Origin of the sequence: Nonomuraea sp. NPDC050643, from assembly GCF_040654715.1 — a bacterium.
Classification (GTDB): Bacteria; Actinomycetota; Actinomycetes; order Streptosporangiales; family Streptosporangiaceae; genus Nonomuraea.
In genome coordinates this window covers 114,764-139,622 of sequence record NZ_JBFAIM010000019.1, presented here as the reverse complement: position 1 = coordinate 139,622, position 24,859 = coordinate 114,764, and the positions used below count along the sequence as shown (strand labels likewise).

Sequence of the window (24,859 nt, the reverse complement as noted above, 5' to 3'; positions counted from 1 at the left end):
CACTGCTTCTCCTCCCGGTTGGATGCGTGGCAGCCTTCTGCCCCGAATGCGCTGTCCCAATCGTCCATTTCGGGGCCCGGGGTCCGAAAAGCTATGGCTCCAGTAGCCGGGCGGCCACCTCCAGGCACGCCTTGTGGATCTCCTCTTCGCTGAGCTCGTCGTCCTTCATCAGCCATTTGCCCGCGTGCATGGCGAACAGCGCCAGGGAGTGGCTGATGCGCTCGGCGGGCGTGGCCCCGGGCGGGCTCATCTCCGTCGTGAGCTCCATCATCCGGTCGCGGATCTTGATGAGCGTGGGGTGGTCGCGCAGCGCGGTCTGGTTGCGCTGCATGAACCGCTCGATCCCCAGATGCCGGGTCTCGCGGACCTGCGCGGCGTAGCGCTCGACGAGCTCGCGCCGCGTCTCCGGCGTCTTGGGCCGGCTCCTGAGCCAGGCGAGCAGCTCGCCGAGCTCGGCCAGCCGCATGTCGACCAGGCTGGCGACGATGTCGTCCTTGGTCTTGAAGTGGTAGTAGAGAGCCGCCTTCGTCACCCCGAGCTCCTCGGCGATCTCCCGTAGCGAGGTCGCCTCGTAACCCTGCTCGGTGAAGAGACGCAGCGCGATCTCCTGGATCCGGGTTCGGGTGTCTTCCCGCACTTCCCACCTATTTCGACTTGACGGCCGGCAAGTAAGTATCTAGCTTATTCTACGCTTGCCGGTCGGCAAGTAAGCAAGAGTGACATGGGGGGTGTGTCGTGGCGGAGGCAGTCGGACGACGCCGTGAGGTCATGGTCGTCCTGCCCGGCCTGATGCTGGCGATGGTGCTGGCCATGCTGGACAACATGATCGTGGGCACGGCCATGCCGCGCATCGTGGGGGAATTAGGCGGTCTGACGCATCTGTCGTGGGTCGTCACCGCGTACGTGCTGGGCACGACCGTCTCGACCCCGATCTGGGGCAAGATCGGCGACCTGTACGGCCGCAAGAACATCTTCATCATCTCGATCGTCATCTTCATGATCGGCTCCGTGCTCTGCGGCATGGCCGGCTCCGAGCTGTTCGGCGGCCCCGAGGGCGGCATGGCCGAGCTGATCGCGTTCCGCGCGGTGCAGGGGCTGGGCGCGGGCGGCCTCATGGTGAACGTCATGGCGATCATCGGCGACCTGGTGCCGCCCCGGGAGCGGGGCCAGTACCAGGGCATCATGGCCGGCGTCATGTCGCTGGCGATGATCGCCGGCCCCCTGGTCGGCGGCTTCATCACCGACCACCTCGACTGGCGCTGGGCCTTCTACGTGAACCTGCCCGTCGGCGCGGTCGCGCTGGTCCTGCTCGTGATGAAGCTGCACCTGCCGAAGCTGCACAACAAGGTCCGCATCGACTGGGCGGGCGCGATCCTGCTGTCGGTCAGCATCACCGCCATGGTGCTCATCACCACCTGGGGCGGCAACCAGTACACCTGGGGCTCGTGGCAGATCCTCAGCCTGGCCGCGCTCGCCGTGGTCACGCTGGTCGCGTTCATCATGGTCGAGCGCAAGGCGGTCGAGCCGATCATGCCGCTGCAGCTCTTCGGCAACCGCAACTTCACGCTGATCTCGATCATCGGCTTCCTGCTCGGGTTCGCCATGTTCGGCGCGATCAACTTCCTGCCGCTGTTCCAGCAGATGGTGCAGGGGGCCTCGGCCACCAACTCCGGCCTGCTGCTGCTGCCCATGATGGGCGCCGCCATGGTGGTGTCGCTGTTCGTGGGCAAGGCCATCACCAGCACGGGCAAGTACAAGATCTACCCGATCATCGGCGGCGTCGGCATGGCCGTCGGCATGTGGCTGCTGTCCACCATGGACGTCGGCACGCCGTCCTGGCTGACCGGTGTCTACATCGCGGTGCTCGGCCTCGGCATGGGCTTCCTCATGCAGACCACGATGCTCATCGCGCAGAACAGCGTGGAGCAGAAGGACCTGGGCGTCTCCAGCAGCGCGGCCACGTTCTTCCGGTCGATCGGCGGCTCGTTCGGCGTCTCGCTGTTCGGGGCGATCTTCAACAACCACCTCCTGTCCGAGCTGAGCGGCCGGTTCGGCGCGGAGGCGGCGGAGGGGCTGGCCACGACCGGCGCCCGGATGGACGCCGCCACCGTCGCGCAGATGCCGGCCCAGATGCGCACCGGGCTGCTGGAGTCGCTGGCGACCTCGATCTCCGGGGTGTTCTGGTGGGCGATCGCGTTCGCGGTCGTGGTGCCGGTGCTGGCGGCGTTCGTCAAGGAGATCCCGCTGCGCGGCGCCGGTCCCATGGACGCCGCGCCGGAGAAGGCGGTCACACCGGCGGCGGGCTGAGCGGCGCCCACGCCGGCCGCCGTCACAGCGGCGGCAGGGTGAAGAGCTGATCGAGGGCGGTCATCGTGAACAGGCCGCGCAGGTAGGGCGTCAACGCCACCACGTGCACCACGGCGTTGACCCCCGCGGCCTGCTGCTGCAGGCGCATGAGGGCGGCCAGGCCGGAGGAGTCGACGAAGCTGAGCGCCGACAGGTCGACGTCGATCCGGCTGTAGCCGGCGGCGAAGGTGAGGGCGGCGAGCTGGGCCACCGAGTCGTGATCGAGGTCGCCGCTCAGTGTCAGCGCGACGGTCGTCACGTCGCGCTGGGCGATGTCGATGTGCAGCGGCGTCCTGTCGAGCACGGGACCAGCTTAGTCCTCGAAAAATGAGAGGCGTAAAGCCCGATTTTTCTCGACAATTCTCTCCATGCATGACATCCGCCGGCCGCGCGTGGACGACGCCGCCGCCATCCACGAGCTCGTCGCCGCTTACGACACCTCGGTGATCGGCGGACCGGACTCGACCTTCGACGACATCGTCGACGAACTGGTCGAACCAGGCTTCGACCGGGACAAGGACGGCTGGCTGGCGTACGACGCCGCGGGCCGGCTCGTCGCCTGGGCCTGGGCCTGCGCCACCGGCGACAGCGACCTGGTGGACGTCGAGGTGATCGTCCGCCCCGGTGTCGAGGGCCTGGCGGAGGGCCTGTGGGAGCGCGTGATCGGGCGCGCCCGCGAGCTGGCCGCCGAACGGGGCCACGACGGCGTCACCCTGCACGTCGGCGTCTACCGCGTCGACGAGGCCAAGCGGGTCAAGGCCGAGGAGCTCGGCTTCGAGCCGGCCACCAGCTTTCACCGCATGCGCATCGACCACGACGGCCCGCTCTCCCCGCCCGTACCGCCGGGCGGCCTCACGCTGCACACCGGCGAGGACGACGACGTGCGGCGCGAGGCCCACCAGGTGCACCAGGAGGGGTTCGCCCAGCACTTCGCCTTCGTCCCGGCCCCCTACGACCAGTGGTACGAGCGCCGGCAGTCGTCGAGCGCCACCGACTGGGGCCAGCTCACGCTCGCCAGGATCGACGGCCGGGCGGCGGGCGTGGTGATCGGCAGCAACCAGTTCCTGTCCGACGAGGGCTGCGGCTACGTGGCCACGCTGGCCGTGGCGCCGGAGTTCCGGGGGCGCGGGCTCGGGCGGTTCCTGCTGCGGCACGCCTTCGCCGCCGACGCCGCCCGCGGCCGCAAGGGCACGATCCTGCACGTCGACTCCAACAACACCACCCCGGCCCTCGGGCTGTACGAGTCGGCGGGGATGCGCCCCGTCATGGTCATCGACATCTGGGGCCGCCGCCTCTGACCGGCCCCGACCCGGCCGCCTCTGGCTGGCCCCTGGGCCCGGAGCGCCCTGACGTGGCCGTCTTGGGCGGCGGTCACACCCGGTGGCGGGCCAGGTGTTCCAGCACCGACTGGTTGGCCTCCCAGCCGTCCGGGAACTTGACCGGCACCCCGAGCTGCACCGGCTCCGCCGACGGATGGGCGTCCAGCAGTTCGGCGATCCCGGCCCTGGCCACCACCACGCACGCGTGCCGGTGCCGCGACGCCAGCACGCACAGCCGTCCCGACTCCAGGTGGAAGGCCGTGGCGTCCCTGCGTCCCGACAGGGGGTGCAGCACGATCGTCACGTCGTACTCGCGGCCCTGGAGCCGGTTGGCGGTGTCCACGGTGATCTCCGGCGGCAGCCCGGCCGCCCGGATGGCCGCCACCTGGTCCCGGTGCGCCGCCCCCACCGCGATCCGGTCCGCCGTGACGTGCCGCTCGCCCTGCTCCGATCCGGCCGTCGCGCCGCGCTGCAGCAGCCGCTCGGCCAGCAGCGCCACCGCCTGCACGGCCTCGCCGTCGGTCCGCACCGTGTGCCGGTTCGGCAGTTCGAGCAGCGCCCACCCCGACCGGGCCGCCTCCTCCAGCGCCCGGTCGTGCACGGTGCCCATGCCGCCCGTCGACAGCTCCAGCCACCGGTCCCCGTGCCCGGTCCCGGACCGGAACCCGGTGAACGGGTAGAACGCCTGCGACACCACCGGCGCCGCCGTGGCGGGCAGCCGCCACGACACCGGCAGCCGGTGCACGGGCAGGTCCGGGTTGTGCCGCAGCAGCACCGACACCGCGCTCTGCAGCGGGTCCCACGACAGCCCCGACCAGCGGTCGCCGTCCACGATCGAGAACGGGTCCAACTGCCCGGGATCGCCCACGAACAGCGCCCGCTCGAACAGCCCCGCGATCCGCAGCAGCTTGTCCGAGCGCATCTGGTACGCCTCGTCCACGATCGCCCACGGCCACACCCGGCCGCTGATCCAGGCCCACTTGTCCGCCGTGGCGATGACGATGTCCGGGTCGCCCAGGTCCTGGATACGGGTGCCGACCCGGACGCCCGCCAGCTCCAGCAGGCGCAGCGGGGGCACGTAGCCGCCGGCCGACAGCCGCCCCACCCGCAGATGGGGGTGCTTGTCGGCGATCCTGGTCACCAGGTCGTCGACCTGCTCGTTGGTCTGGGCCACGATCATCAGCGGCTCGCCGGTGGCGGCGATGTGGGCGGCGGCCCGCACCACGAGGGTGGACTTGCCCGCGCCCGGCGGGGAGTCGACGACCACGCCGCGATGCCGGGGCAGGTCGGCCAGGACGTTCCTGATGACCTGCTCGGGGCTGTCGGTCACGACCACTCCTCTTGCGCGTCCTCGTCGTCGGGCACGTATTCCTGCGGCGGCCCGCCGTGGGTCCACGGCGTGGCCTCGGAGTCGGGCAGGCCGGGGGAGCCCTGGAAGTCGTCGGTCAGCGACGTGTAGCAGACCCGATCGCCGATCTCCGGCACGGCCCCGGGGGCGGGCGTCCTGCCCCGGCCCATGCCCTTGGTGATCTTCAGGGTGACGAGCCCGCCGGCCGCGTCGACCAGCTCGGCGCCCTGGCCGCGGCGCTGCGGGGTGCCGAGTGAGGTGCCGGGCGGCAGGCGTACCGGGTCGTCGGTCTTGATCACCACGAGCGGGCGCAGCTTGCGCGAGCGGCCCTCGCCCTCGGTGTTGTCGGGCACGGTCTCGATCACCTCGCCCGCGAACGCCTCGCCGGTCAGCCGGTATTCGGCCATGACCAGGGGGTCGTCGTAGGCGCGCTGCACGTCGTACGCGGCCTGGGCCCGTTCCATGCGGGCCAGCTTGGCCGCGGCGGCGATCGCGCCGTCGCGCCGGGGCTGCGGCGGCGCGCCCTCGGAGATGTGCACCGCCATGCCGCTGAACGAGCCGCGGTCCTGCTCCCACCGCTGCGCCACGCTCGCGCCCTCCGGCAGCGCGGCCAGCAGGTCGATCGCCTGCCACATGAGCCGCCACGTGGGTTCGAGCTGGGTGCGCAGCGCCTCGGTGATGCGCTCGGCCGACTCGCTCTCGATCGCCGGGGCGAGCACCTCGGCGTCGAAGCCGGGATCGGTGGCGGGCCCGGCGGGCGGCCAGATCAGCGGGTCCTCGGCCTCGTCGCTCGGCCCCGTGGTGATCCAGGCGAGCAGCGCGGCCAGGTTGGCGTCCTCGAGCCCGCTCTGCCCGCTGGCCCAGTGCCGGCCCAGCTCCTCGGTGGCGGCCGTCATCATCGACGACCCCGGGTACGTCGCCCGCTCCCCGAAGTAGGTCAGCCACCGCCCCAGCATCGGCACCACGTCGGGCACCGGATAGGGCCCGTCGGCCCGGCGGAAGCGCGTCGAGCGCCCGAGCAGCCGGGTGAAGGTCACGCCCGCCTGGTTCGGCACGATGAGCTGCGGGGCGTCCAGCGCCCGCTCGTAGGGGTCGGCGTTCTTGCGCTCGACCGTCTCGGTGTCGCCGAGGAACGTCTCCACGTACGGCAGCAGCACCCCGGCCAGCTCGGCCGCCCAGGCGAAGCGCAGGTCCCGGTTGCGCGGCTGGGTCACCACGAGCAGGCGCGGCCGGTCCTTCTCGGTGCCCAGCATCGCGGCCAGCGGCGCGGCGGCCTCGCCGGACAGCTTGAGCGGGATGAACACCATCGGCCGGTCGGACAGATGACAGTGCCTGACCGTCGCGACGGGCTGCGCGATGCCCTCGTCCAGGGCCCGCAGCCGGGCGAGCGAGGTGAGCAGGCTCATGTCGAACGTCTCCGCGGCGAGCGTGCGGTCGGCGAAGGGCTCAATTCAGGCACTCCTTGCGCAGGCGTTCGGCGTTGCGGAGCAGCCGGGCGATCTCCTCCTGCCCCTCGGCGGGATCGCGTGTCCCGTCGGCCAGGCCCAGGGCCTCGGCCACCGAGGCCACCCCGCCCAGCTCGTCGCGCACCTGCCGGCCGAGCAGGTCGGAGGCGCCCTCCTGCCGGGCCTCGTCGCGGCAGAAGAAGCACAGGTCGCACGTGGACAGGCAGTCGGGGGCGTAGCGGGCGGTCGTCCTGCGCAGCGCGTCGGCCAGCTCGGCCACCGGCCTGGTCGGCCGGCCGTCCTCGCCGGGCCGCAGGTCGAAGGTCAGGTCGTCGGGCAGCCCTTCGAGCAGCCGGTCGAGCGTGGTCATCCGGGTGAGCTGACGGCGCAGGACGGCGAGTTGCTTGCGTACGTCGACCAGGGTCGCGACCGGCCGGTTCGCGAAGTTCTCCGGGCAGACCAGCACCACCTCGTGCGCCACCTTCAGCGGGTCGTGCCCCAGCTCCTCGAGCAACGTGCGCAGCGCCAGCACGTAGACCGCCGCCTGCCGCGCCGCCCCCGCCACCGCCGCCGGGTCGGCCTGCCCGTCGACGACGGCGAACGACTTGATCTCCACGATGTGGAAGCGGCCGCCGAGCTGGAAGGCCACCACGTCGGGCTCCAGGTAGGCGGTGTGGCCGGCGATCTCCAGGGTGAGCAGCGGGTGGTCGTACAGCGTGCCCGCGTCCTGGCCCTCGCCCGCGGCCCGGTCGATCAGCGCCCGGGTGTGGGCGGCGCGCAGGTGGGCGCCGACGTTCTCCACGTCGTGGTAGGACACCTCGGCGATCGGCAGGCCGAGCAGCTCGCGCAGCATCCGCAGCAGCTCGGCGCACCCGTCGGCCTTGACCAGCGACTCGAACACGTTGCCGCGCGTGATCGCGAACGGCGACTGCCCGAACGGCGCCGGGAACCCCAGGTGCTGGGCCGCGGCGTCCTTGTCGATGCCGGCGCCGTCCATGAGCGCCCGGCGGGTGCAGCCCGGGTTCGCGGCCAGGGCCGCGATGGCGCGGGCGTCGTGCGGCTGCTGCGGCGTCGTGCCCCGCAGCGCATCGAGCCGGTGCACGTGGTCGCCTTCGCGCTTCAAGCCGCTCACTTCGCCTTCTCCTTCTTGATCGTGCTCAGCGTAGCGGCGCCGAACAGCCGGGCGACGTCACCGAGTTGCGCGGCGGCGCGTTCTGCCAGCTCGGCGCGATCCCGCGTGTCGCGTTCCGCGTGCACGCGCAGCTCGGCGCGGGCCGCCTCGGCCACCCGGGCCGGGTCGGGCGGGCCCAGCGAGCCGTCGGTCGCGCCCGGGATGTTCCTGGCCATCCTCACCAATAACCTGACCGCCCGATCGTCGTCCGTCTCCTGCTCGGCCACCGCGATGGCGCAGGTCAGGAAGTCGACGCGCGGGCTGAGCGGGCCGACCACCCGCCGCTCCAGCGGCCAGGCGCTGAGCGTGAGCAGGCCGCGGGCGGGGGAGAGGCGGTCGGTGAGCGCGGCGCACAGGTAGTAGGGCCGGCCGAAGGGTGACGACCTGAACGAGCGCTCCTCGTCCCTGCGCAGGCTGGTGAGCTGGTTGCTGCGGATGGTGCCGCCGAAGAACGCCTCGCTCACGGCCACGACCAGCCGCGGCTGCGCGGCCGCCCCCAGCAGCCGCAGCCCCTGGTGCACCTGCTCGCGTACGGTGACCAGCCGCGGCGGGTGTTCCTTGGCCTTCGGCTGCACGCCGGTCACGAGGGCGTCCCAGGCGCGTTCGGCGCTGCGCAGCTCGGCCCGCAGGACACGGGCGGTCGCGCCGTCCCTGACCCGCATCGCCTTGCGCACGCCCGCCCGCAGCTCGTCGATCCGCCGTTCGAGATCGTCCAGCCGGTCACTCATGGCGCGAGCGTACCAACAGTCCCAGTATTTTCCAGTAATTTCAGCACATGTAATAAGATCTACATCGTAAAGGGCGCTGCCAGGAGCCAGGTGCGGTCGTCCGTGAGGAAGCGCCGCAGCCGCAGGCCCTCGGCGGCCAGGTCGGCGGCGAGATCGTCGTCGGTGAGGCGCTTGGAGGAGAACGACTGCGTCCACACCCTGCCGCCGCCGCTGTCGTCGTCGCCGTACGTGTAGCGCATGGTCGCCTCGAAGACCCCCGGCGAGACCTCCTCGACGGCCGCCATCGTGATCGTGACGTCGCCGTCGCTCCTGCCCATGCCCACGTGCCACCGGTCGTGGGCGTCGGCGGGCATCCACTGGATCAGCACCGCGCCACCGGGTTTGACGTGACGCGCGCAGGCCGCCAGCAGGGCGCGCCGGGCCTGGTCCTGGACGGTGTTCACGAGCTGGGAGGCCAGCATGACCGTGTCGAAGCGCTCGCCGAGCCGCAACTCCTCCACCCGTCCGAGCACCGTGCGCGCGCCCCGCACCCGTTCCAGCATCTCGGCGGACTCGTCCACGGCCACCACCTCGAAGCCCAGCCCGACGAGCGGGTGCGTCACCCGGCCGACACCGGCGCCCAGCTCGAGGACCGAACCGCCGGGCGGCGTCACCTGGGCGACGAGCTCGGGCTCGCCGTTGGGTTTGAGCATGCTGTAGAACTCGACGGGGGATCCGTCCGGGGTGATGGGGCCGGGGCCCGTGCCTGAGTTAGCCATGGTTCGACGCTAACTCCGCGATCAAGACAGTGCGGGCACCCACCCACCGAGTCGTCAACCGCTCCGGCCTCCTTCGAGACCGCCATCCCCACGCCCGGAACGACCGTCCGCATCGGCCCCGGCACACGGGCGCGCGGTTGAGGCGGGGCGATCCCACCACGGTCAGGCGCACACAGGTCGGGCGTCTGGGCCGGGCGCCTGGGCCGGGCACGGCTGCGACTCGGTCCCGCAGCGGCCAAGTGCCCCCGGGTGGGGTGGGTGGTGCCGGCCCGTGGTCAGTGGTGGTTGTCGGGGCTTTTGGTGCGGTGGTGGGTGGTGAGGGTGAGGAGGGGGGCCAGGGCCAGTAGGGCGGCGAGGGCGGCGAAGCCGTACGGGAGGGCGGTGGCGGTGGCGACGCCGGCCACGAGGAGGGGCCCGCCGGCGTCGCCGAGTTCGCGGCCGAGTTCAGCCGACCCCATGGTCTGGCCCAGGTGCTCGCGCGGCGTGGCGGCGGCCAGTGCGGCGAACCCGAGCGGCGTGATCAGGCCCGTCCCGGCGCCGATCAGGACCGCGGCCGAGAGCAGGCCGGTCAGACCGGGCAGCAGGGCGCAGCCGAGGCCGGCGGCGGTGATGGCGAGGCCGGTCGCCAGGCCGGCGCGGGTGGTGAGGCGGCCGGCGTCGAGGGCGCGCCCGGCGTACGGCTGGACGAGGGCGCCGCAGGCGGCCAGGACGGAGACGGCGGCGCCGGTGGCCACCGTGCCGAGGCCCGCCGCCGCGCCGGAGACGGGCAGGAAGCCGACCCCGACCGACAGCGCGGCGGTCGCGCCCGCGAGGGCGGCGGTGGGGGCGAGGAAGGCACGGGAGGACAGGCGGCGGGCCAGGTCGAGCACCGTCTGCCGGGACCGGGGCAGCGGCTCCAGCCTGGGGACGGCCAGGGCGGCCCAGAGCGCCACCGCTCCGCCCAGCACGGCCATGACGGCGAAGAGCAGCCGCAGCCCGCCCGCCCAGGCCAGTACGCCGCCCAGGAGCGGGCCCAGCGTGTACCCGACGGACTTGGCGAAGCCGTATCCGCCGAAGGCGCGGCCGTGGCGTCCGGCCGGGTTGAGCCGGGCGACCAGCGCCGAGGCCGACGGGGAGAACGCGGAGGCGGCCGCGCCCTGTCCCAGACGGGCGGCCCAGAGCCAGCCGGGGCTGTCGGCGACCGCGTACAGGGCGGAGGCGGCGGCGAAGGCGACCAGGCCGCCGAGCAGGACCGGACGGGCGCCGATCCGGTCGGCGAGGGTGCCGAAGACGGGCTTGAGCACGACCTCGGCGCCGTCGTACAGGGCGAGCAGCCCCCCGAGCACCAGCAGGGAGGTGATCGCGTCACCGGAGAAGCCGCCCAGGTTGGCGGCGATGCCGTGCGCCCCGAACGCGGTGGTGAACCCGGCCGCGTAGAGCGGCCACATCGCCCGACGCGGCGCGCCGGTCACACGCCCCTCCCCGTTGTCGGGGTTCGGGGCCGTGGTCATGCGCCCTCCCCGTCGTTGTGGTGCAGGGCGGCGAAGACGCGTTCGGCGTAGTCCTCGCAGGCGGCCGTGCACTCCTTGAGACGCTCGCCGGCCAGCGCCGCCTCGGGCGCCCCGAAGACGTCGCGGGCCGTGAGGTCCCGGTGCCAGCGCCGCAGCCGCTCCAGGCTCTGCTCCTCTTCCTCCAGCTCGGCCAGCGTGAACTTGGCGATGCGGATCTCCTTGGCGAGCTCCGCATCGAACTTGGCGCAGTCGGAGAGGAACTCGGCCCAGTCCTCCGAGCGCGCGGCGGTGAACATCACCTCGAAGCGGCCGGCGTCCTGCGGCTCGCGCCCGGCGGCGGACAGGCTCACGGCCTGGCCCCCGGCCCGCTCCGTCAGCTCGATCGCGCGCCGTACGCCGTCGGCGAAGGCCGGGACGTCCGGCATCGCCCACACGCCCTGGCCCAGCGAGAGCGCGCCGGCCTTGCGCAACTCCCGCCAGACCGCCACCCGGTGCCGCGAGGGCTCGGCGGGCAGTTTGATCACGAGGACGAGCCATCGGTCTGTCACGCGGACAAATGTAGCAGGCGTTACATTTCGCCCACGGAAACGCTGCGAAAACACACGCTCGGCTTGCACCGTGGGCGCCCGACCGGGCTCACACCAGATGAGAACACATGACGACGGAAAGAGGCGTACATGACCCGGCAGGAGTCACGGCCTTCGCGACGCACCGCCCTCGGCCTGCTCGGTGCCGTCCCCTTCGCCGCGAGCGGCGTGACGGCGGCCTCGGGCGCCGCCCAGGCGGCCACCGGGTCCACCGAGTCCACCGAGTCCACCGAGTCCACCGGGTCCACCGGGTCCAGCGGGTCCAGCGGCGCGATCCCGGCGGACCTGCGGCCGGGCGGAGCCTTCGGCCGCTACATCAAGGGGCTGCTCACGCACACCGGCGGGATGACCGACCCCACCAACACCACGTCGGAGGGCCACGTCTTCACCAGCATCGAGGAGCGGACGCGGGACATCGCGCGGCGGGCGCGCACGCAGACGCTGCGCTTCACGCCGGGCACGGGCAAGGAGTACTCCAGCATGGGGTACGAGGTGCTCGGCGAACTCGTGGCCACGGTCTCCGGGCTGCCCTTCCACGAGTACGTCCGCGAGCACGTCTTCAAGGTGGCGGGAATGCACAGGTCGGCCTATCACACCCGGCCCGAGTGGCTGGCCGACGAGCGCATCGCGCACCCGTACATGCTGCAGGAGGACGGCTCGCGGGTGGACGGCGTCCGCAACCTGGACAAGGGCGGCACCGGCCCGGTGAAGGGGAGCAACTCGGCGCGCGCCTTCATCGGCTCCGGCGGCGGGAACGGCTTCTCCACGGCGCCCGACCTGGTCCGCTTCGCGCTCGCGCTGCAGAAGGACGAACTGCTCAAACGAGCCCACATCGAGCTGTACGTGAACGCCAAGGTCTCCGGCGCCCCCATGCGCGAGGGCCTCGCCGACCCCGCCCGCGGCGAGGCCTTCCACGCCTACGGGCCGACCGCGTCCGTCTACGACGACCGGCGCTACATCTCCCACGGCGGCGGGGTCGCGGGCGGCTCGACGAACTGGAGCATCTACCTGGACATCGACTGGGTGGCGGTCGTGCTGTGCAACTACGACCTCGACGTCGAGGCGATCATCACCCAGGAACGCCGGCTCATCACCGCGTAGCGGCCGGCGACGGGTGCCGGATCGGCGGCGCGAGGACGCCGCCGATCCGGCCGGGATCCCGTTACGCGAACGGGCCGGTCCGCCGGTAGCGGAGCGTGCCGTCCGTGCCCTGGCCGGGCGCGCGCTCGAAGCCGGCCTTCTCCAGGACGCGGACCGAGGCCGGGTTGGCCGGGTCGACGGTGGCGTGCACGGTGTGGACCTCCGGCGCCAGCAGGGCGAACCCGGTCAGCGCCCGGGTGGCCTCCGAGGCGTAGCCGCGGCCCCGCCGGGAGGCGACGACGCCGTAGCCGATCTCCAGGGTGCCGTCGGCCGGGGGCCAGAACAGGCCGATGGAGCCGACCGTCCGGCCGCCGGCCCGTTCGACGATCTGGCGGTGGCCGTAGACGCCCAGCCACGCGGGATGGTCGGCGAACAGTCCGGCGATCACGTGATCGCCCTCGGCGGGGAAGTCCGCGGCCCAGTGCGCCGGGCGCGGGCCGCCGAGGACGGCGCCGACCTCACCGGGGGTCCACGCCCGCAGGACGAGACGGTCGGTGATCAGCTCCGGAACGACGGAGGACTCCGGGATGCTGAACGACGGGGTGAAGGACCCGTTGAAAGACGCGTTGGAGGACATGGTGACAACTCCTGGTCGTCGCTGAGGAACGACCGGCCCCGGCGCTAGGCTGCCGCGGGCCGGACAAGGGCAGGCTGAAGACGGCCGCTGGCAGCCATATTCATCGACCTCCCTCGCCATCTGGTGTCACACGCTCAACGGCGGGGACTCTAGCAACACCTGGCCGTCCGGGCAAAATGTGGGGGTAGTGAGGGTGGTCTTCGCCCGACGGGGGACCTGGGCCGCCTTGACGTCCGCACCGCACCGCACCGCACCGACTGGGGGACCACCGATGCCGAAGACCATCGTCTGCGCCACGCCGCTGCACGGTCACGTCACCCCGCTGCTGTCGGTCGCCGCCGACCTGGTCCGGCGGGGCCACGACGTGGTCGTGCTCACCGGTTCCCGCTTCGCCGAGCGGGTCCGCGCCACGGGGGCGCGGCATCTGGCGCTGCCGCCGGAGGCCGACTACGACGACCGCCGCATGGCGGCGCATTTCCCGGAGTTCGCCGAGGTGGAGCCCGGGCCCGGCATGGACGCGGTCTACGCGCGGCGCGTGTTCGCCGACTGCCTGCCCGGACAGTGGGCGGCCCTGGCCGGGCTGCTGGAGACGTTCCCGGCGGGCGCGGTGGTGGCCGACGCATTGTTCCTGGGCGCGTTCCCGTTGGTGCTGCGCGAGCAGCGGGGGCCGCGGCCGACGGTGGTCGGCCTGGGCGTCGTGCCGGTGATGGCGCACAGCGCGGACGCGCCGCCGTACGGGATGGGGCTGCACCCGAGCGGGCGTGAGAGGCACCTGGCGCTGAACGCCGAGGCGCGCGCGGCCTTCGCGCCCGTGCAGGAGCACTGCGAGAAGGTGTTCGCGGCGCAGGGGGTCACGCTGCCCGGCTTCCTGTACGACGCCACGGTCACCGTGCCGGACCACTACCTGCAGCTCACCGTGCCCGAGTTCGAGTACCCGCGCGCCGACCTGCCGGCCTCCTTCCGCTTCGCCGGCCCCCTGCCGCCCCCGGAGGCCGCCGGGTTCGAGCCGCCCGCCTGGTGGGGAGAGCTGTCCGGCGGCCGTCCCGTCGTCGTGGTCACCCAGGGCACGCTGGCCAACGGGGACCTGGGCGAGCTCGTCGTGCCCGCGCTGCGCGGCCTGGCCGGGGCCGAGGCGCTGGTGGTGGCCGCGACCGCGCGGGCCGACGGCCCCGCCGAGGTGCGGGCCGCGCTGGGCGGCACGGTGCCCGGCAACGCGATCGTGGCCGCGTACGTGCCGTTCGACCGCCTCCTGCCCCACGCCGACGCGCTGGTCACCAACGGCGGCTACGGCGGCGTGCACGCGGCGCTCCACCACGGCGTCCCCCTCGTCGTGGCCGGTGCCACGGAGGACAAGCCCGAGATCGCCGCCCGCGTGTCCTGGAGCGGCGCCGGGATCGACCTGCGCACCGGCCGCCCCGGCGCGGACGCCGTGCGCCGGGCCGTGACGGCGGTGCTCGGCGACGAGCGCTACCGGCGGAACGTGAAGCGGCTGCGCGAGTCGGCGCTGCGCTACGACGCCTACGAGACCATCGCCCGCACCATCGCCTGAGCCCCTGCGCCGGCCGGGGTCCTGCCGTCACGGCAACAAAACCCTTATATCTGGTAGGAAATGTTGACTTAGGGCGCAGAGGCTCGTAGCTTCGTGGTCATGAGCCAGGGCCTCCGCTTGACCAGGCGCCCGCACGTGGACCACGGCCACGTCGCCAGCGCGCAGTGTCGCTGACCAGAGCCGCATCCGGCCGCCCGCAGCATCAGTGACGACCAGAGGACACACACCCACATGCCTGCCTCACGCCTCCTCCGACCGGCGCTCGCCGCGCTCCTGCTCACGCTCATGACCGCGTGCGCCCAGGAGCCGGACGAGCGAGGAAACCTCGCGGCTGACGCCCCGCTGCCCGCCTCCGTCCCCCAGGGCACCAAGCTGATCGTCGGCGACCCCCCGACCAAGGTCGCGCTCCAGCTCTCCGGCCAGATCGACGACTTCTCGTTCGACATCGAGTGGGCCAACCTCAGCGGCGGGCCGCAGACCAGCGAGGCGTTCAGGGCCGACGCCCTCGACGTCGGCGCGGTCGCGGAGATCCCGGCCATCCACGCCACCTGGACCGGCCTGCCCGTCAAGATCGTCGCCTCCAAGTTCCGCAAGGACCCGCTCGACCACCCCACGTACGAGCTGGGCATCGCCCCCGGCATCTCCGTGAAGACCCTGGCCGACCTGCGCGGCAAGAAGATCGCCTACAGCCCCGGCCAGGCGCAGGGAGCCCTCGTGCTCAAGGTGCTCAAGCAGGCCGGGCTCACCAAGGACGACGTCACCCTGGTCGAACTGCCGAGCACCGGCGACGTCTACCCCAACGCGCTCGCCTCCAAGCAGGTGGACGTGGCCCCGATCGGCGGCGTCAACATCAAGCGCTACACCACCAAGTTCGGCAAGGACGGCGCCACCACCCTCCGCCACGGCCTGCGCGACGACCCCGGCCACCTGTACGTCAGGACGGCCACCCTCCAGGACCCCGCCAAGGCCGCCGCCATCCGCGAATACGTCGCGGCCTGGGCCAGGGCCACCCGCTGGGTCTACGAGCACCCCAAGGAGTGGATCGACGGCTACTACGTCAAGGACCAGGGCCTGACCGCCGCCGACGGGCAGTATCTGGTCGAGCTGGCGGGCGAGCCCGACCTGCCGGCCGACTGGTCGGACGCCATCGCCCGCAACCAGGAGACCATCGACATCCTGGCCGCCGAGACCGGTAACCCCAAGCTCGACGCCAAGGACCTCTACGACCTGCGCTTCCAGACCGTCGGCGCCGACGCCGTCAAGGGTGGTGCCCGATGACGCTGCTCGCCTCCCCGCCCACCACCTCCGCCCCCGTACGCGCCCGCCGCCGCCTGCGGCCCGGCCGCCCGATCAGGCTCGGCTTCCTGGTGGGCCCGCTCCTGCTGCTCGTCTCCTGGACGGCCGCCTCGGCGACCGGCCTGCTCGACCCCCGGTTCCTGTCCCCGCCCTGGACCGTGATCACCACCGCGGGCGAGCTGATCGAGACCGGCCGGCTGCAGGACAACCTGTTCACCTCGGTCGGCCGGGTCGCGCTCGGCCTGGCGATCGGCGTGCCGCTCGGCACGCTGCTCGCGCTCGTCTCCGGGCTCAGCCGCTGGGGCGAGGCCATCATCGACGGGCCCGTCCAGATCAAGCGGGCCATCCCGTCGCTCGCGCTGATGCCGCTGCTGATCCTCTGGCTCGGCATCGGCGAGGTGATGAAGGTGAGCGTGATCGCGGTCGGTGTGCTCGTGCCGATCTACATCCACACCCACAACGGCCTGCGCGGCATCGACAACCGCTACGTCGAGCTGGCCGAGACCGTCGACCTCGGGCGCGGCGCGTTCATCAGGAAGGTGGTCCTGCCGGGGGCACTGCCCGGCTTCCTGCTCGGCATGCGCTTCGCGGTCACCACGGCCTGGCTGTTCCTGGTCGTGGCCGAGCTCATCAACTCGACCAGCGGCATCGGCTACATGATGGACCTGGCCCGCACGTACGGGCAGACCGACGTCATCCTCGTCGGCCTCGTCCTGTACGGCCTGCTCGGCCTGTTCTCCGACGCCGCCGTCCGCCTCGTGGAAAGGAGGGCGCTGTCATGGCGACGGACACTCGCGAGCTGATCCGCGTCGAGGGCCTGACCCGCCGCTACGGGAGGCGTACCGTGCTCGACGGGCTGGACCTGGAGCTGGCGCCCGGCGAGTTCGTGGCGCTGCTGGGCCGCAGCGGCTCCGGCAAGAGCACGCTGCTGCGGGCGCTGGCCGGGCTGGACGCCGACGTGGCCGGGAGCGGCACCCTCGAGGTGCCCGACCAGGTCTCGGTCGTCTTCCAGGACGCCAGGCTGCTGCCCTGGCAGCGGGTGCTCCCCAACGTCGTGCTCGGCCTGAACGGGGCCGAGCGGCGCGGCCTGGACAGCCTGGCGGAGGTCGGGCTGGCGGGTCGCGAGCGGGCCTGGCCCAACGAGCTGTCCGGCGGCGAGCAGCAGCGCGTGGCGCTGGCCAGGTCCCTCGTACGCGAGCCGCGCCTGCTCCTCGCCGACGAGCCCTTCGGCGCGCTCGACGCCCTGACCAGGCTCAAGATGCACGGGCTGCTGCGCCGCCTGCACGAGCAGCACCGCCCCGCCGTGCTCCTGGTCACCCACGACGTGGACGAGGCCATCGCGCTGGCCGACCGCGTCCTCGTGCTCGACGACGGCAGGATCGCCGCCGAGGTGCGCCCGGACAGGAGCGACGCCCGCGCCGAGCTGTTGCGGGCGCTGGGGGTGACGGAAGATCCCTGAGGGCCCGCCCGGCGGCTCTCATCTGTGCCAATCTCGGAGCGTGACCATCTCTGACGCCCCGCGATCCGGCGCCCGGTGGGTCTTCGGAACCGCCGCCGGCCTGGCCGCCGTCGTCCCCGTCTACTACCTGACCGAGGCCGCCGCGCGGGCCCTGCGCTCCGGCACCGCCGCCCTCGGCCCGGCGCCGGAGGCGCTGGGCTACCTGGCGGCGGTGGCCGTGATCGCCACCCTCCTGACCGCCTGGCGGGCGGCGGCGCTGGGCTGCGGCGCGCCGCTGGCCGGCATGGGCGTCCTGTTCGCCCTCGACCACGACGCCGCGCTCCGCGCCGCCGGCACCCTGCCGTGGTCACGGGCCGGGGGACAGCCCTGGGTGCCCCCCGGCGACGTCCCCTGGGCCGAAATGAGCGAACCACCCGGCACCCTGGCCGGAATGACCGGCCTGTACGCCCTCATCGGCGCCCTGCTCATGCTCTCGGCGCTGCTGCCCGCCCGTTTGCGATCTATCCTGGACAGGTGAGCGGGCGGGATCCGGATCGGCGCAAGGCACTGCTCGACGCGGCCGACCGCGTCATCATGAAGGAGGGCCCCGAGGTGTCGATGGCGGCGATAGCCGCCGAGGCGGGCATCACCAAGCCCATCCTCTATCGCCACTTCGGCGACAAGCGCGGCCTCTACCAGGCCCTCGCCGACCGCCACGTGCGCACCGTCATCGCCCAGCTCCGGCCGCGCCTCGGCGACTCCGGGGCCGACCTGCGCGGCCGGGCCAGGGCGGCCATCGGCGTCTACCTCGACCTGATCACGGCCAACCTCAACCTCTACCGGTTCCTGTTCCACCGGGCCAGCGCCGAGGACAGCCGGGTCCGCTCCCACATGACCTCGCTGGTGCGCGGCCTGGGCGAGGAGCTCGGCGGCCTGCTGGCCGCCGAGCGGGTGGTGCCCGACCCGGTGCGGGCGCAGGTGCTCGGGCACGCGTTCGTCGGCATGGTGCAGACGACCGGCGACTGGTGGCTCGACCACCCGGAGGTGGACCGCGCGCAGGTCGTGGAGGGCCTGGTCGACGTGATCGCCGCCGCGATCACTCGCCGAAACGCGAGAGCCGGCCGCGGCGCCGGGCGTAACCGAGGGCCCACGCGAACAACCCCACCGCCGCCGCAAGGTAGCCCACGTTGACGGCGGCGGCCCAGGCCAGCCGGTCCCACGGCACCGCCCCGCCCGCCATGACCGTGCGCATGCCCTCGAACACGTGAGAGGCGGGCACGAACCACGCCACCGCCTGCAGCGGCGCGGGCAGCACCGACACCGGATAGAAGATCCCGGCCAGCGGCTGCACCACGAACACCAGGGACCAGGCGATGACCTGGGCGTTCTCGCCGAAGCGGAGCACCGCCGCGATGCCGACCAGCCCCAGCGACCAGCCCAGCACGAGCAGCACCCCCATGAACGGCACCAGCCCCACGCCCACGGCGCCCAGCCCGAACCCGTAGAACGCCAGCGCCAGCCCCGCCATGACGGCTACGGCGAAGGCCACCTTGCCCAGCGAGAACAGCATCAGCCCGACCAGGTATTCGACGCTGGACAGCGGGCTGACCTGCACGTTGAGCAGGTTGCGCGACCAGATGTCCTCCAGGAAGGCGATCGAGATCTCGTTGCTGGCCTTCTGCAGCACCTGCCAGAGCAGCACCGCGCCGAGCAGGAACGTCACCACGAACGGCACCCGCTGCGTGTGCAGGAACGACGTCACGAACCCCCACAGCACCAGCTCGATCGTCGGCCAGAACAGGATCTCGAACACCCGGACCGGGCTGCGCCGCAGCGCCGCGAAGTCCCGCCGGACGACGCCGAGCACCCGCATGCGCCGGGCGGTCCAGCTCAGGGGAGGCAGGGTCAGGGTCGTCATCCGCGCGCCACCTTCAAGAACACCTCTTCCAGGTCTTCGGCCTCGTAGCGGCCGGCCAGTTCCTTCGCGCTGCCCACCGCCACGACGCGGCCGCCGGACAGGAAGTGGATCCGGTCGCACATGCGCTCGACCTCCCGCATGTTGTGCGAGGTGATCAGCATGGAGCTGTCGTTCTCCCTGGCCACGCGGGACAGCAGGCCGCGGATCCGGTCGCCGGCGTCGGGGTCGAGGTTGGCCGTGGGCTCGTCGAGCACCAGCAGCCTGGGCGCGTTGAGCAGCGCCTTGGCGAGCTGCACGCGGGTGCGCTGCCCCGACGACAGCGCCATCATCTGCCGCTTCGCGAACGGGCCCAGCTCGAACAGCTCGATCACCTCGGCCACCCGGTGGCCGGGCCGGCGCAGCGCGTAGAGGCGGGCGAAGGCGTCGAGCACCTCGTGCACCCGCAGCACGCCGGGCAGGTCGACGTAGCTGGCGGCGAAGTTGACCTGGCTGAGCACCTCGGTACGGTGCCCGGACAGCTCCTTGCCGAACAGCTTGATGCTGCCGGCGTCGGGGGTGATCAGGCCGAGCAGCATGTGCAGGGTCGTCGACTTGCCGGCGCCGTTGGGCCCGAGCAGCCCGGCGACCTCACCCTCGCCGACGGTCAGGCTCAGATCGTGCACGGCCGTGACCGCCCCGAAGCGCTTGGTCAGATGTGAGGCACACAGGATGGTCACCGGACAAGCGTGCGTTCACGACGGCGGGCGCGGCAACGGGTTTTCCCGCAGCAGCCGCAGCAGGTCCCACTCGTTCTCGCACACGCGCCGCCCGATCGCGGCCAGCTCCACCGAGCGCGCGCCGCCGCGCAGGTGCCGCATGGTCTGCATGACGCAGATGACGCCCCACTTGAGCACGCCGAAGGTCTCCCACCAGCGCAGCGCGTCCCGGTCGACGGGCTGCCCGCCGGCCTCCTCATAGGCCTCGACGAGGTCGGTGTAGCCGCCGAACCCGCCCACCGGCAGCGGCGAGCCGAACCGCCATGCCTTCACGCACAGCCAGCCGAGGTCCTCCAGCGGGTCGCCGGCGTGGGCCAGCTCCCAGTCGAGCACGGCCCTGATCCCCTCAGGGCCGACGATCAGGTTGCCGTTGCGGAAGTCGCCGTGCACCACCGTGTGCCGGGTGGCGCGCGGGCGGGTGGCCGCCAGCCGCCGCAGCGCCAGCTCGAACACCGGATGCGGCTCGCCGAGCAGGTCCAGCACGTCCCGCCAGCGCAGCAGCGGGTCCTGCTGCCCCTCCTCCCGCCCGACGGCGGACAGCGGCATGCGGTGGATCGCCGCCAGCGCCCGCCCGCACTGGCGGGCCAGCCGGGGCCTGGCCACCGCGTAGGCGTCGTCGCGCAGGATCCTGCGCGGGATCGTCTCGCCGGGCACGCGGGTCATGAGGATGAACGACTCGCCGCAGGAGACGATCCGCGGCACCGGCACGCCGGCGTCCGCCGCGGCCCGCATGAGCACCGCCTCCGCGGCCAGCCCGGCACCGGCCTCCGGGGCGCCGCCGGGGGAGTCGAGCCGCAGGATCAGCTCGTGCCTGCCGCCGCCGGGGGTGACCACGTCGAGGGCCCACGTCTCCCGTGACGCCCCGCCGGGCAGGCGGGTGCTGGACGCGACCGCCGCCCCGGCTCCGAACGCCTCGCGGGTGATCGCGTGGAGATCGTTCATCGCAGGCCGAACTCCCAGCCGCCGCCCGCCGCGTACACGCCCAGGATCCGCCGGCCCACCGAGTCGATGTGCACCTCGTCGGGGCCGTCGTAGACGCGTCCGGCCCGCGCGTGCCGGTACATCCGGTCGAGCGGGGTGTCCGGGGTGAGGCCGGCGGCGCCGTACACCTGGATGGCCCGGTCGATGACGTTGTGCAGCGTGCGGGCGCCCACCACCTTGATCGCCCCGATCTCGACGCGCGCCTGCGAGCCCGCGTCGATCACACCGGCGGCGTGCAGGGTGAGCAGCCGGGCGGACTGGATCTCGGTGTAGGAGTCGAACACGTGCTGGCGCATGAGCTGCTTGGCGGCCAGCGGCTCGCCGAACGCGCGGCGCTCGTGCAGCCTGCGGCACATCAGGTCGAACGCCCGCTGGGCCTGGCCCAGCCAGCGCATGCAGTGGAAGATCCGCCCGGGGCCGAGCCGCTTCTGCGCGATGACGAAGCCCTGCCCGCGCGGGCCGAGCAGGTTCGAGGCGGGCACCCGCACGTCCTCGTAGCGCACCTCGCAGTGCGCGCCGTCGAGCCCCAGCACGGGCGTCTCGCGGACGATGGTGTAGCCGGGCGTGTCGGTCGGCACCAGGATCATGGAGAAGGCCAGGTGCGGTGGCGCGTCCGGCTCGGTCCGGCACATCACGGTCGTGTACGCCGCCCGCGACGCCCCTGTCGTGAACCACTTGTGCCCGTTGATCACCCACTCGTCGCCGTCGAGCACGGCGGACGTGGTGAGCTGGGTGGGGTCGCTGCTGGAGACGGCGGGTTCGGTCATCGCGAAGCTCGGCCCGATGTCGCCGCGCACCAGCGGCTCCAGATACCGCTCGCGCTGGCCGGGCGAGGCGTGCTCGTGCAGCATCAGCGAGTCCTGCAACGTGTACGTCCCCAGCGCGAGCTGCCCGTACTCGCTGCGCCCCTGCACCTCGTTGACGTAGACGTAGTCGAGGAACGGCAGCCCCCCGCCGCCCAGCTCACGCGGGTGGCCGAGCGCCCACAGGCCCTCCTTCTTGGCCTCGGCCCGCAGTGCGTCGAGCGCCGCCACGGCCTCGGGGCCGCCCGCGTGCAGGACGGGTTCGGCGGGCTCGACCCGCTCGGTCATGAACGCGTACACGGCGTCGCGGATCGGCCGGACGCCGTCGGGCACGGTGAAGCTCATGAAAGGATCTCAACCCGAAACCGTTGCGCGGTCAACGGTATCGGGAGGTGTTTCAGGGCAGCCAGCTCACCCGGTCGCGCAGGAAGGCGTACCCGACGAAGGCGACGGCGTCGATGAGCGTGTGCGCCACCACCAGCGGCATGGCCCGCCCCCACCGCTGGTAGAGCCGCCCGAACACCAGCCCCATCACCACGTTCCCGACGAACCCCCCGAACCCCTGATACAGGTGGTACGACCCCCGCAGCAGCGACGACACCACCACCGCCTTCCACGGCGTCCAGCCGGCCTGCCCGAGCCGGTGCAGCAGGTACCCGGCGACGAGCACCTCCTCCAGCACCCCGTTCTGCGCCGCCGCCAGCAGCAGCACCGGCACCTGCCACCAGACCTCGGGCAACTGCCCGGGCACGACCGTCAGGTTCACGCCCAGCGCCCACACCAGCAGGTAGAACGCCAGCCCCGACCCGCCGATCACGGCCGCCAGCGCCGCCCCGCGCGCCAGGTCGCCCCCGGGCCGCCGGAAGTCGGCGCCGATCGTCCGCAACGACTCCCCGGAGCGCACCAGCAGGTACGCCACCAGCCCCACCGGCGCCACCGCGATCGCGATCTGCACGAGCTGCAGCGTCAGGTCCAGCCAGGGCCTGCCGGGCGCCATCGACCCGACGAGCACGGCCTGCTGGCCCTTGAGCTCCTTGGGGGCGGTGAGCGCGCCGATCAGCCGGACGAACGCCACCAGGGCGCTGGCGCCGAGCGAGACCGACATCACGACGAGGATCTCGGCCCGGATGAGCTTCGGCCCGAGCACGGGGGAGTCGGCGAGGGGGGTCGGAGTGTGCATGGCCGCAGATTAGCCGTTACATGCTCCGACACGGATAAAGGCGGAATATCACCATTCCCCCTCGCCGGCCCCCGCCCCCGCGCTCAGCGTTCGCCGCGCACCCTGAACGGTGTCCCGTCGAAGCTGCCCGACAGTGCGGGCCGCTCATCCGCCGTGAACGCCGCCCACTCCAGCTCGACCCGGCGCGGCCGCCCGCCCGAGACGTCGAGCGTGGCCGAGGCCCTGCCGCCGGCGGTGAGCGCGATCGTCCCGCTCACCGCCACCCCCGGCACGAAGGAGACCGACTCCAGCCGGACGGACCCCGCGCCGAACGTCAGGTTCCCGCCCCGCAGCCCCCGCTGGGCCGTCAGCCGCCCATGGACGAGGTTGTAGGGGTTGCGGCGCGCCACGGCGTCGGCGGCCGTGGCATGGACCGCGGCCAGCATCCGCCGCCCCTCCGCGTCCAGCCCGTGGACGGCCAGTGGCGCCACCTCGCCGATCGAGCGCGGGAACGCGCCGGCCGCGCGGTAGTTCTCCGCCGTGCACCGCGAACGCGGCACCCGGTGGTCGGTCACGAAGGAGCGCAGCGCCGCCCGTACGCACGCGCCCATGGCGTGCTCGCCCGAGGCGAGGCTGTGCGCCCCGAACGGCACCCGGACGAACGTCGCCCCGGGGAAGACCCGCATCGCGCGCTCCACCTCGGCGGGCGACTGCGTGTCGAAGTCGCCGCCCACCACCATCACCGGCACGCCGGGCGGCGCGGCGCCCGCCGGCAGCACCGGGCTGGGGCGCGGCGTCGGCCAGTTCACGCAGAACTCCGCTCCCTCGCGCACATCCAGCCCCAGATCACCGGGCGTGTACGGCGCCAGTGGCCGCTCCCGCGCGTAGAAGTCCACGAGCTGGTGCAGGCGCTCGGCGGGAGCCGCGTCCCGCTCGAAGGGGAAGGCCCCGTCGCCGCACCGGTAGGCCAGGTACCCGGCCCACTCCGCGCCCTCGACCGGCTGCTGCGGAGCCCCGCTCAGCACCCGGGCCAGCCGCCGCAGCGGCTCTCGATCCCCCGCGAGGTAGGCGGTGGCCGCGGCGTTCACCTCCCGCCCGAACACCGGCTCGTTCACCCGCTCCACGCCGCGCAACGCGGTCAGGGGCACCTCGGGGTCGGGATGGGAGCGCAGGTGCGCCACCAGCCGCGCGTGGGTCCGGCTCGCGCCGCCCGGCAGCGCCCGGCAGGCCCGCGACCGCTCGCAGACGAGGTCGAGGTGGTCGGGGCGGGTGCGGATCGGCCACAGGGCGTAGCCGCCGGGCGAGGTGATCACGGTGCTGTCCAGGAACGCCGCGGCCAGGCCCTCGGGGTGGCGGGCGGCGTAGGCCTGGGCGTAGACGGTGCCGTACGAGGTGCCGTAGAAGGTGACCGGACCGGCGCCGAGCGCCCGGCGTACGGCGTCCAGGTCGTGGGCCGACTGGTCGGCGGTGAAGAACCGGGCCCGCGGCCCGAGGTGGGCCGCGCAGGCCGCGACGGTGGCCGGCTCGGTGAGGTTCAGCCCAGGGCAGAGCAGCGGGGACGACCGGCCCAGCCCGCGCGGGTCGACGACGAGCAGGTTGCGGTGTTCGAGCGCCGGCCCCAGGGCCTGCCGGATCCGCGGGAGCTGGGGCAGCGCGGGCAGGGGCCCGCCGGGGTTGGCCAGGATCGTCCCGGTGGCGTCCTGCCCGGCCGGTGACCACGAGAAGGCCACCTCGATGCGCTCGGAGGACGGATCGCTCCAGTCCAGCGGCACGCTCAGCGCGCCGTCGCACCGGTCCACGGCGCGGGCGCATTCATGCGATCCATCCGGTGCCGTGGAGAGCACGGTGGTGGGCACAGTGGTGAGCACGGTGGTGGGCACAGTGGTGAGCGCAGTGGTGAGCGCAGTGGTGAGCGCAGTGGTGAGCGCAGTGGTGAGCGCAGTGGTGAGCGCAGTGGTGAGCGCAGTGGTGAGCGCGGCGGAAGGCGCCGTGGCGGGCGCGAACGTCGTGGCCAGGACGAGCCCGGCGACGGCGAGGAGTTTGCTGACCAT

The 24,859-nt window shown here is 72.9% G+C and carries 25 protein-coding genes; 9 read left to right on the top strand and 16 right to left on the bottom strand.

The window, feature by feature from the left end; genetic code table 11:
• Positions 1–91: 91 nt before the first annotated feature.
• A complete protein-coding gene (locus tag AB0I15_RS26400) occupies positions 92–637 on the bottom strand; it encodes a helix-turn-helix domain-containing protein (RefSeq protein WP_358100718.1) in 546 nt (181 codons plus the stop codon).
• Positions 638–735: 98 nt separating this feature from the next.
• Here AB0I15_RS26400 and AB0I15_RS26395 point away from each other — a divergent pair, with 98 nt between their 5' ends.
• Positions 736–2,307, top strand: a complete 1,572-nt coding sequence (locus AB0I15_RS26395) for an MDR family MFS transporter (protein ID WP_358100716.1) — start codon at positions 736–738, stop codon at positions 2,305–2,307.
• 22 nt (positions 2,308–2,329) lie between these two features.
• On the opposite strand, the gene AB0I15_RS26390 is transcribed toward AB0I15_RS26395, so the two are convergent.
• The gene (locus AB0I15_RS26390) at positions 2,330–2,650 is read right to left on the bottom strand and encodes an STAS domain-containing protein (protein ID WP_358100714.1); all 321 of its coding nucleotides are present in this window, start codon (positions 2,648–2,650) and stop codon (positions 2,330–2,332) included.
• 64 nt (positions 2,651–2,714) lie between these two features.
• Here AB0I15_RS26390 and AB0I15_RS26385 point away from each other — a divergent pair, with 64 nt between their 5' ends.
• Entirely contained in the window at positions 2,715–3,644 is a 930-nt protein-coding gene (locus tag AB0I15_RS26385) for a GNAT family N-acetyltransferase (RefSeq protein WP_358100712.1), read from the top strand.
• Between the two features lie 73 nt (positions 3,645–3,717).
• On the opposite strand, the gene AB0I15_RS26380 is transcribed toward AB0I15_RS26385, so the two are convergent.
• The 7 genes from AB0I15_RS26380 to AB0I15_RS26350 all read right to left on the bottom strand — a co-directional run bounded on the left by AB0I15_RS26380 (position 3,718) and on the right by AB0I15_RS26350 (position 11,153).
• Entirely contained in the window at positions 3,718–4,995 is a 1,278-nt protein-coding gene (locus AB0I15_RS26380; protein WP_358100710.1) for an AAA family ATPase, read from the bottom strand.
• Entirely contained in the window at positions 4,992–6,419 is a 1,428-nt protein-coding gene (locus AB0I15_RS26375) for a hypothetical protein (protein ID WP_358100707.1), read from the bottom strand. Before AB0I15_RS26375 ends, AB0I15_RS26380 begins: the two co-directional genes overlap by 4 nt.
• A gap of 40 nt (positions 6,420–6,459) precedes the next feature.
• A complete protein-coding gene (locus AB0I15_RS26370) occupies positions 6,460–7,590 on the bottom strand; it encodes a hypothetical protein (protein ID WP_358100704.1) in 1,131 nt (376 codons plus the stop codon).
• Positions 7,587–8,357: a hypothetical protein gene (locus tag AB0I15_RS26365; RefSeq protein ID WP_358100701.1), complete on the bottom strand. Its 771-nt coding sequence runs from the start codon at positions 8,355–8,357 to the stop codon at positions 7,587–7,589. The genes AB0I15_RS26370 and AB0I15_RS26365 overlap by 4 nt, the downstream gene beginning before the upstream one ends.
• 59 nt (positions 8,358–8,416) lie before the next feature.
• Positions 8,417–9,115 carry a class I SAM-dependent methyltransferase gene (locus AB0I15_RS26360; protein ID WP_358100698.1) on the bottom strand — a complete coding sequence of 233 codons (699 nt, stop codon included), beginning with the start codon at positions 9,113–9,115 and terminating at the stop codon, positions 8,417–8,419.
• Positions 9,116–9,390: 275 nt separating this feature from the next.
• Entirely contained in the window at positions 9,391–10,605 is a 1,215-nt protein-coding gene (locus AB0I15_RS26355; protein WP_358100695.1) for an MFS transporter, read from the bottom strand.
• A complete protein-coding gene (locus tag AB0I15_RS26350) occupies positions 10,602–11,153 on the bottom strand; it encodes a Chromate resistance protein ChrB (protein WP_358100692.1) in 552 nt (183 codons plus the stop codon). Before AB0I15_RS26350 ends, AB0I15_RS26355 begins: the two co-directional genes overlap by 4 nt.
• A 129-nt stretch (positions 11,154–11,282) precedes the next feature.
• On the opposite strand from AB0I15_RS26350, the gene AB0I15_RS26345 reads away from it, so the two are divergent.
• Positions 11,283–12,293 (top strand): serine hydrolase domain-containing protein, encoded by a 1,011-nt coding sequence (locus AB0I15_RS26345; RefSeq protein ID WP_358100689.1) that lies wholly within the window; start codon positions 11,283–11,285, stop codon positions 12,291–12,293.
• 61 nt (positions 12,294–12,354) lie between these two features.
• Here the strand turns inward: AB0I15_RS26345 and AB0I15_RS26340 are convergent, their stop codons facing one another.
• On the bottom strand, positions 12,355–12,909 hold the full coding sequence (locus AB0I15_RS26340) for a GNAT family N-acetyltransferase (RefSeq protein WP_358100686.1): 555 nt from the start codon (positions 12,907–12,909) through the stop codon (positions 12,355–12,357).
• 271 nt (positions 12,910–13,180) lie between these two features.
• On the opposite strand from AB0I15_RS26340, the gene AB0I15_RS26335 reads away from it, so the two are divergent.
• From AB0I15_RS26335 to AB0I15_RS26310, 6 genes are all read left to right on the top strand, one after another.
• On the top strand, positions 13,181–14,458 hold the full coding sequence (locus tag AB0I15_RS26335) for a nucleotide disphospho-sugar-binding domain-containing protein (RefSeq protein ID WP_358100683.1): 1,278 nt from the start codon (positions 13,181–13,183) through the stop codon (positions 14,456–14,458).
• 231 nt (positions 14,459–14,689) lie between these two features.
• On the top strand, positions 14,690–15,736 hold the full coding sequence (locus AB0I15_RS26330) for an ABC transporter substrate-binding protein (RefSeq protein WP_358100680.1): 1,047 nt from the start codon (positions 14,690–14,692) through the stop codon (positions 15,734–15,736).
• Positions 15,733–16,557: an ABC transporter permease gene (locus tag AB0I15_RS26325; protein WP_358100677.1), complete on the top strand. Its 825-nt coding sequence runs from the start codon at positions 15,733–15,735 to the stop codon at positions 16,555–16,557. Before AB0I15_RS26330 ends, AB0I15_RS26325 begins: the two co-directional genes overlap by 4 nt.
• Positions 16,533–17,213 (top strand): ABC transporter ATP-binding protein, encoded by a 681-nt coding sequence (locus AB0I15_RS26320; protein ID WP_358100674.1) that lies wholly within the window; start codon positions 16,533–16,535, stop codon positions 17,211–17,213. Before AB0I15_RS26325 ends, AB0I15_RS26320 begins: the two co-directional genes overlap by 25 nt.
• Before the next feature lie 40 nt (positions 17,214–17,253).
• Positions 17,254–17,730 carry a hypothetical protein gene (locus AB0I15_RS26315; protein WP_358100671.1) on the top strand — a complete coding sequence of 159 codons (477 nt, stop codon included), beginning with the start codon at positions 17,254–17,256 and terminating at the stop codon, positions 17,728–17,730.
• The gene (locus tag AB0I15_RS26310; RefSeq protein WP_358100668.1) at positions 17,727–18,383 is read left to right on the top strand and encodes a TetR/AcrR family transcriptional regulator; all 657 of its coding nucleotides are present in this window, start codon (positions 17,727–17,729) and stop codon (positions 18,381–18,383) included. Before AB0I15_RS26315 ends, AB0I15_RS26310 begins: the two co-directional genes overlap by 4 nt.
• Here AB0I15_RS26310 and AB0I15_RS26305 read toward each other — a convergent pair.
• The 6 genes from AB0I15_RS26305 to AB0I15_RS26280 all read right to left on the bottom strand — a co-directional run bounded on the left by AB0I15_RS26305 (position 18,289) and on the right by AB0I15_RS26280 (position 24,859).
• Positions 18,289–19,110, bottom strand: a complete 822-nt coding sequence (locus tag AB0I15_RS26305) for an ABC transporter permease (RefSeq protein WP_358100665.1) — start codon at positions 19,108–19,110, stop codon at positions 18,289–18,291. The two genes, AB0I15_RS26310 and AB0I15_RS26305, sit on opposite strands and share 95 nt — an antisense overlap.
• Positions 19,107–19,826, bottom strand: a complete 720-nt coding sequence (locus AB0I15_RS26300) for an ABC transporter ATP-binding protein (RefSeq protein ID WP_358100662.1) — start codon at positions 19,824–19,826, stop codon at positions 19,107–19,109. Before AB0I15_RS26300 ends, AB0I15_RS26305 begins: the two co-directional genes overlap by 4 nt.
• A gap of 15 nt (positions 19,827–19,841) precedes the next feature.
• Entirely contained in the window at positions 19,842–20,807 is a 966-nt protein-coding gene (locus tag AB0I15_RS26295; RefSeq protein ID WP_358100659.1) for a phosphotransferase family protein, read from the bottom strand.
• Positions 20,804–21,994 carry an acyl-CoA dehydrogenase family protein gene (locus AB0I15_RS26290; protein ID WP_358100656.1) on the bottom strand — a complete coding sequence of 397 codons (1,191 nt, stop codon included), beginning with the start codon at positions 21,992–21,994 and terminating at the stop codon, positions 20,804–20,806. Before AB0I15_RS26290 ends, AB0I15_RS26295 begins: the two co-directional genes overlap by 4 nt.
• A 52-nt stretch (positions 21,995–22,046) precedes the next feature.
• Positions 22,047–22,829 carry a CPBP family intramembrane glutamic endopeptidase gene (locus AB0I15_RS26285; protein ID WP_358100653.1) on the bottom strand — a complete coding sequence of 261 codons (783 nt, stop codon included), beginning with the start codon at positions 22,827–22,829 and terminating at the stop codon, positions 22,047–22,049.
• Between the two features lie 83 nt (positions 22,830–22,912).
• The gene (locus tag AB0I15_RS26280) at positions 22,913–24,859 is read right to left on the bottom strand and encodes an alpha/beta fold hydrolase (RefSeq protein ID WP_358100651.1); all 1,947 of its coding nucleotides are present in this window, start codon (positions 24,857–24,859) and stop codon (positions 22,913–22,915) included.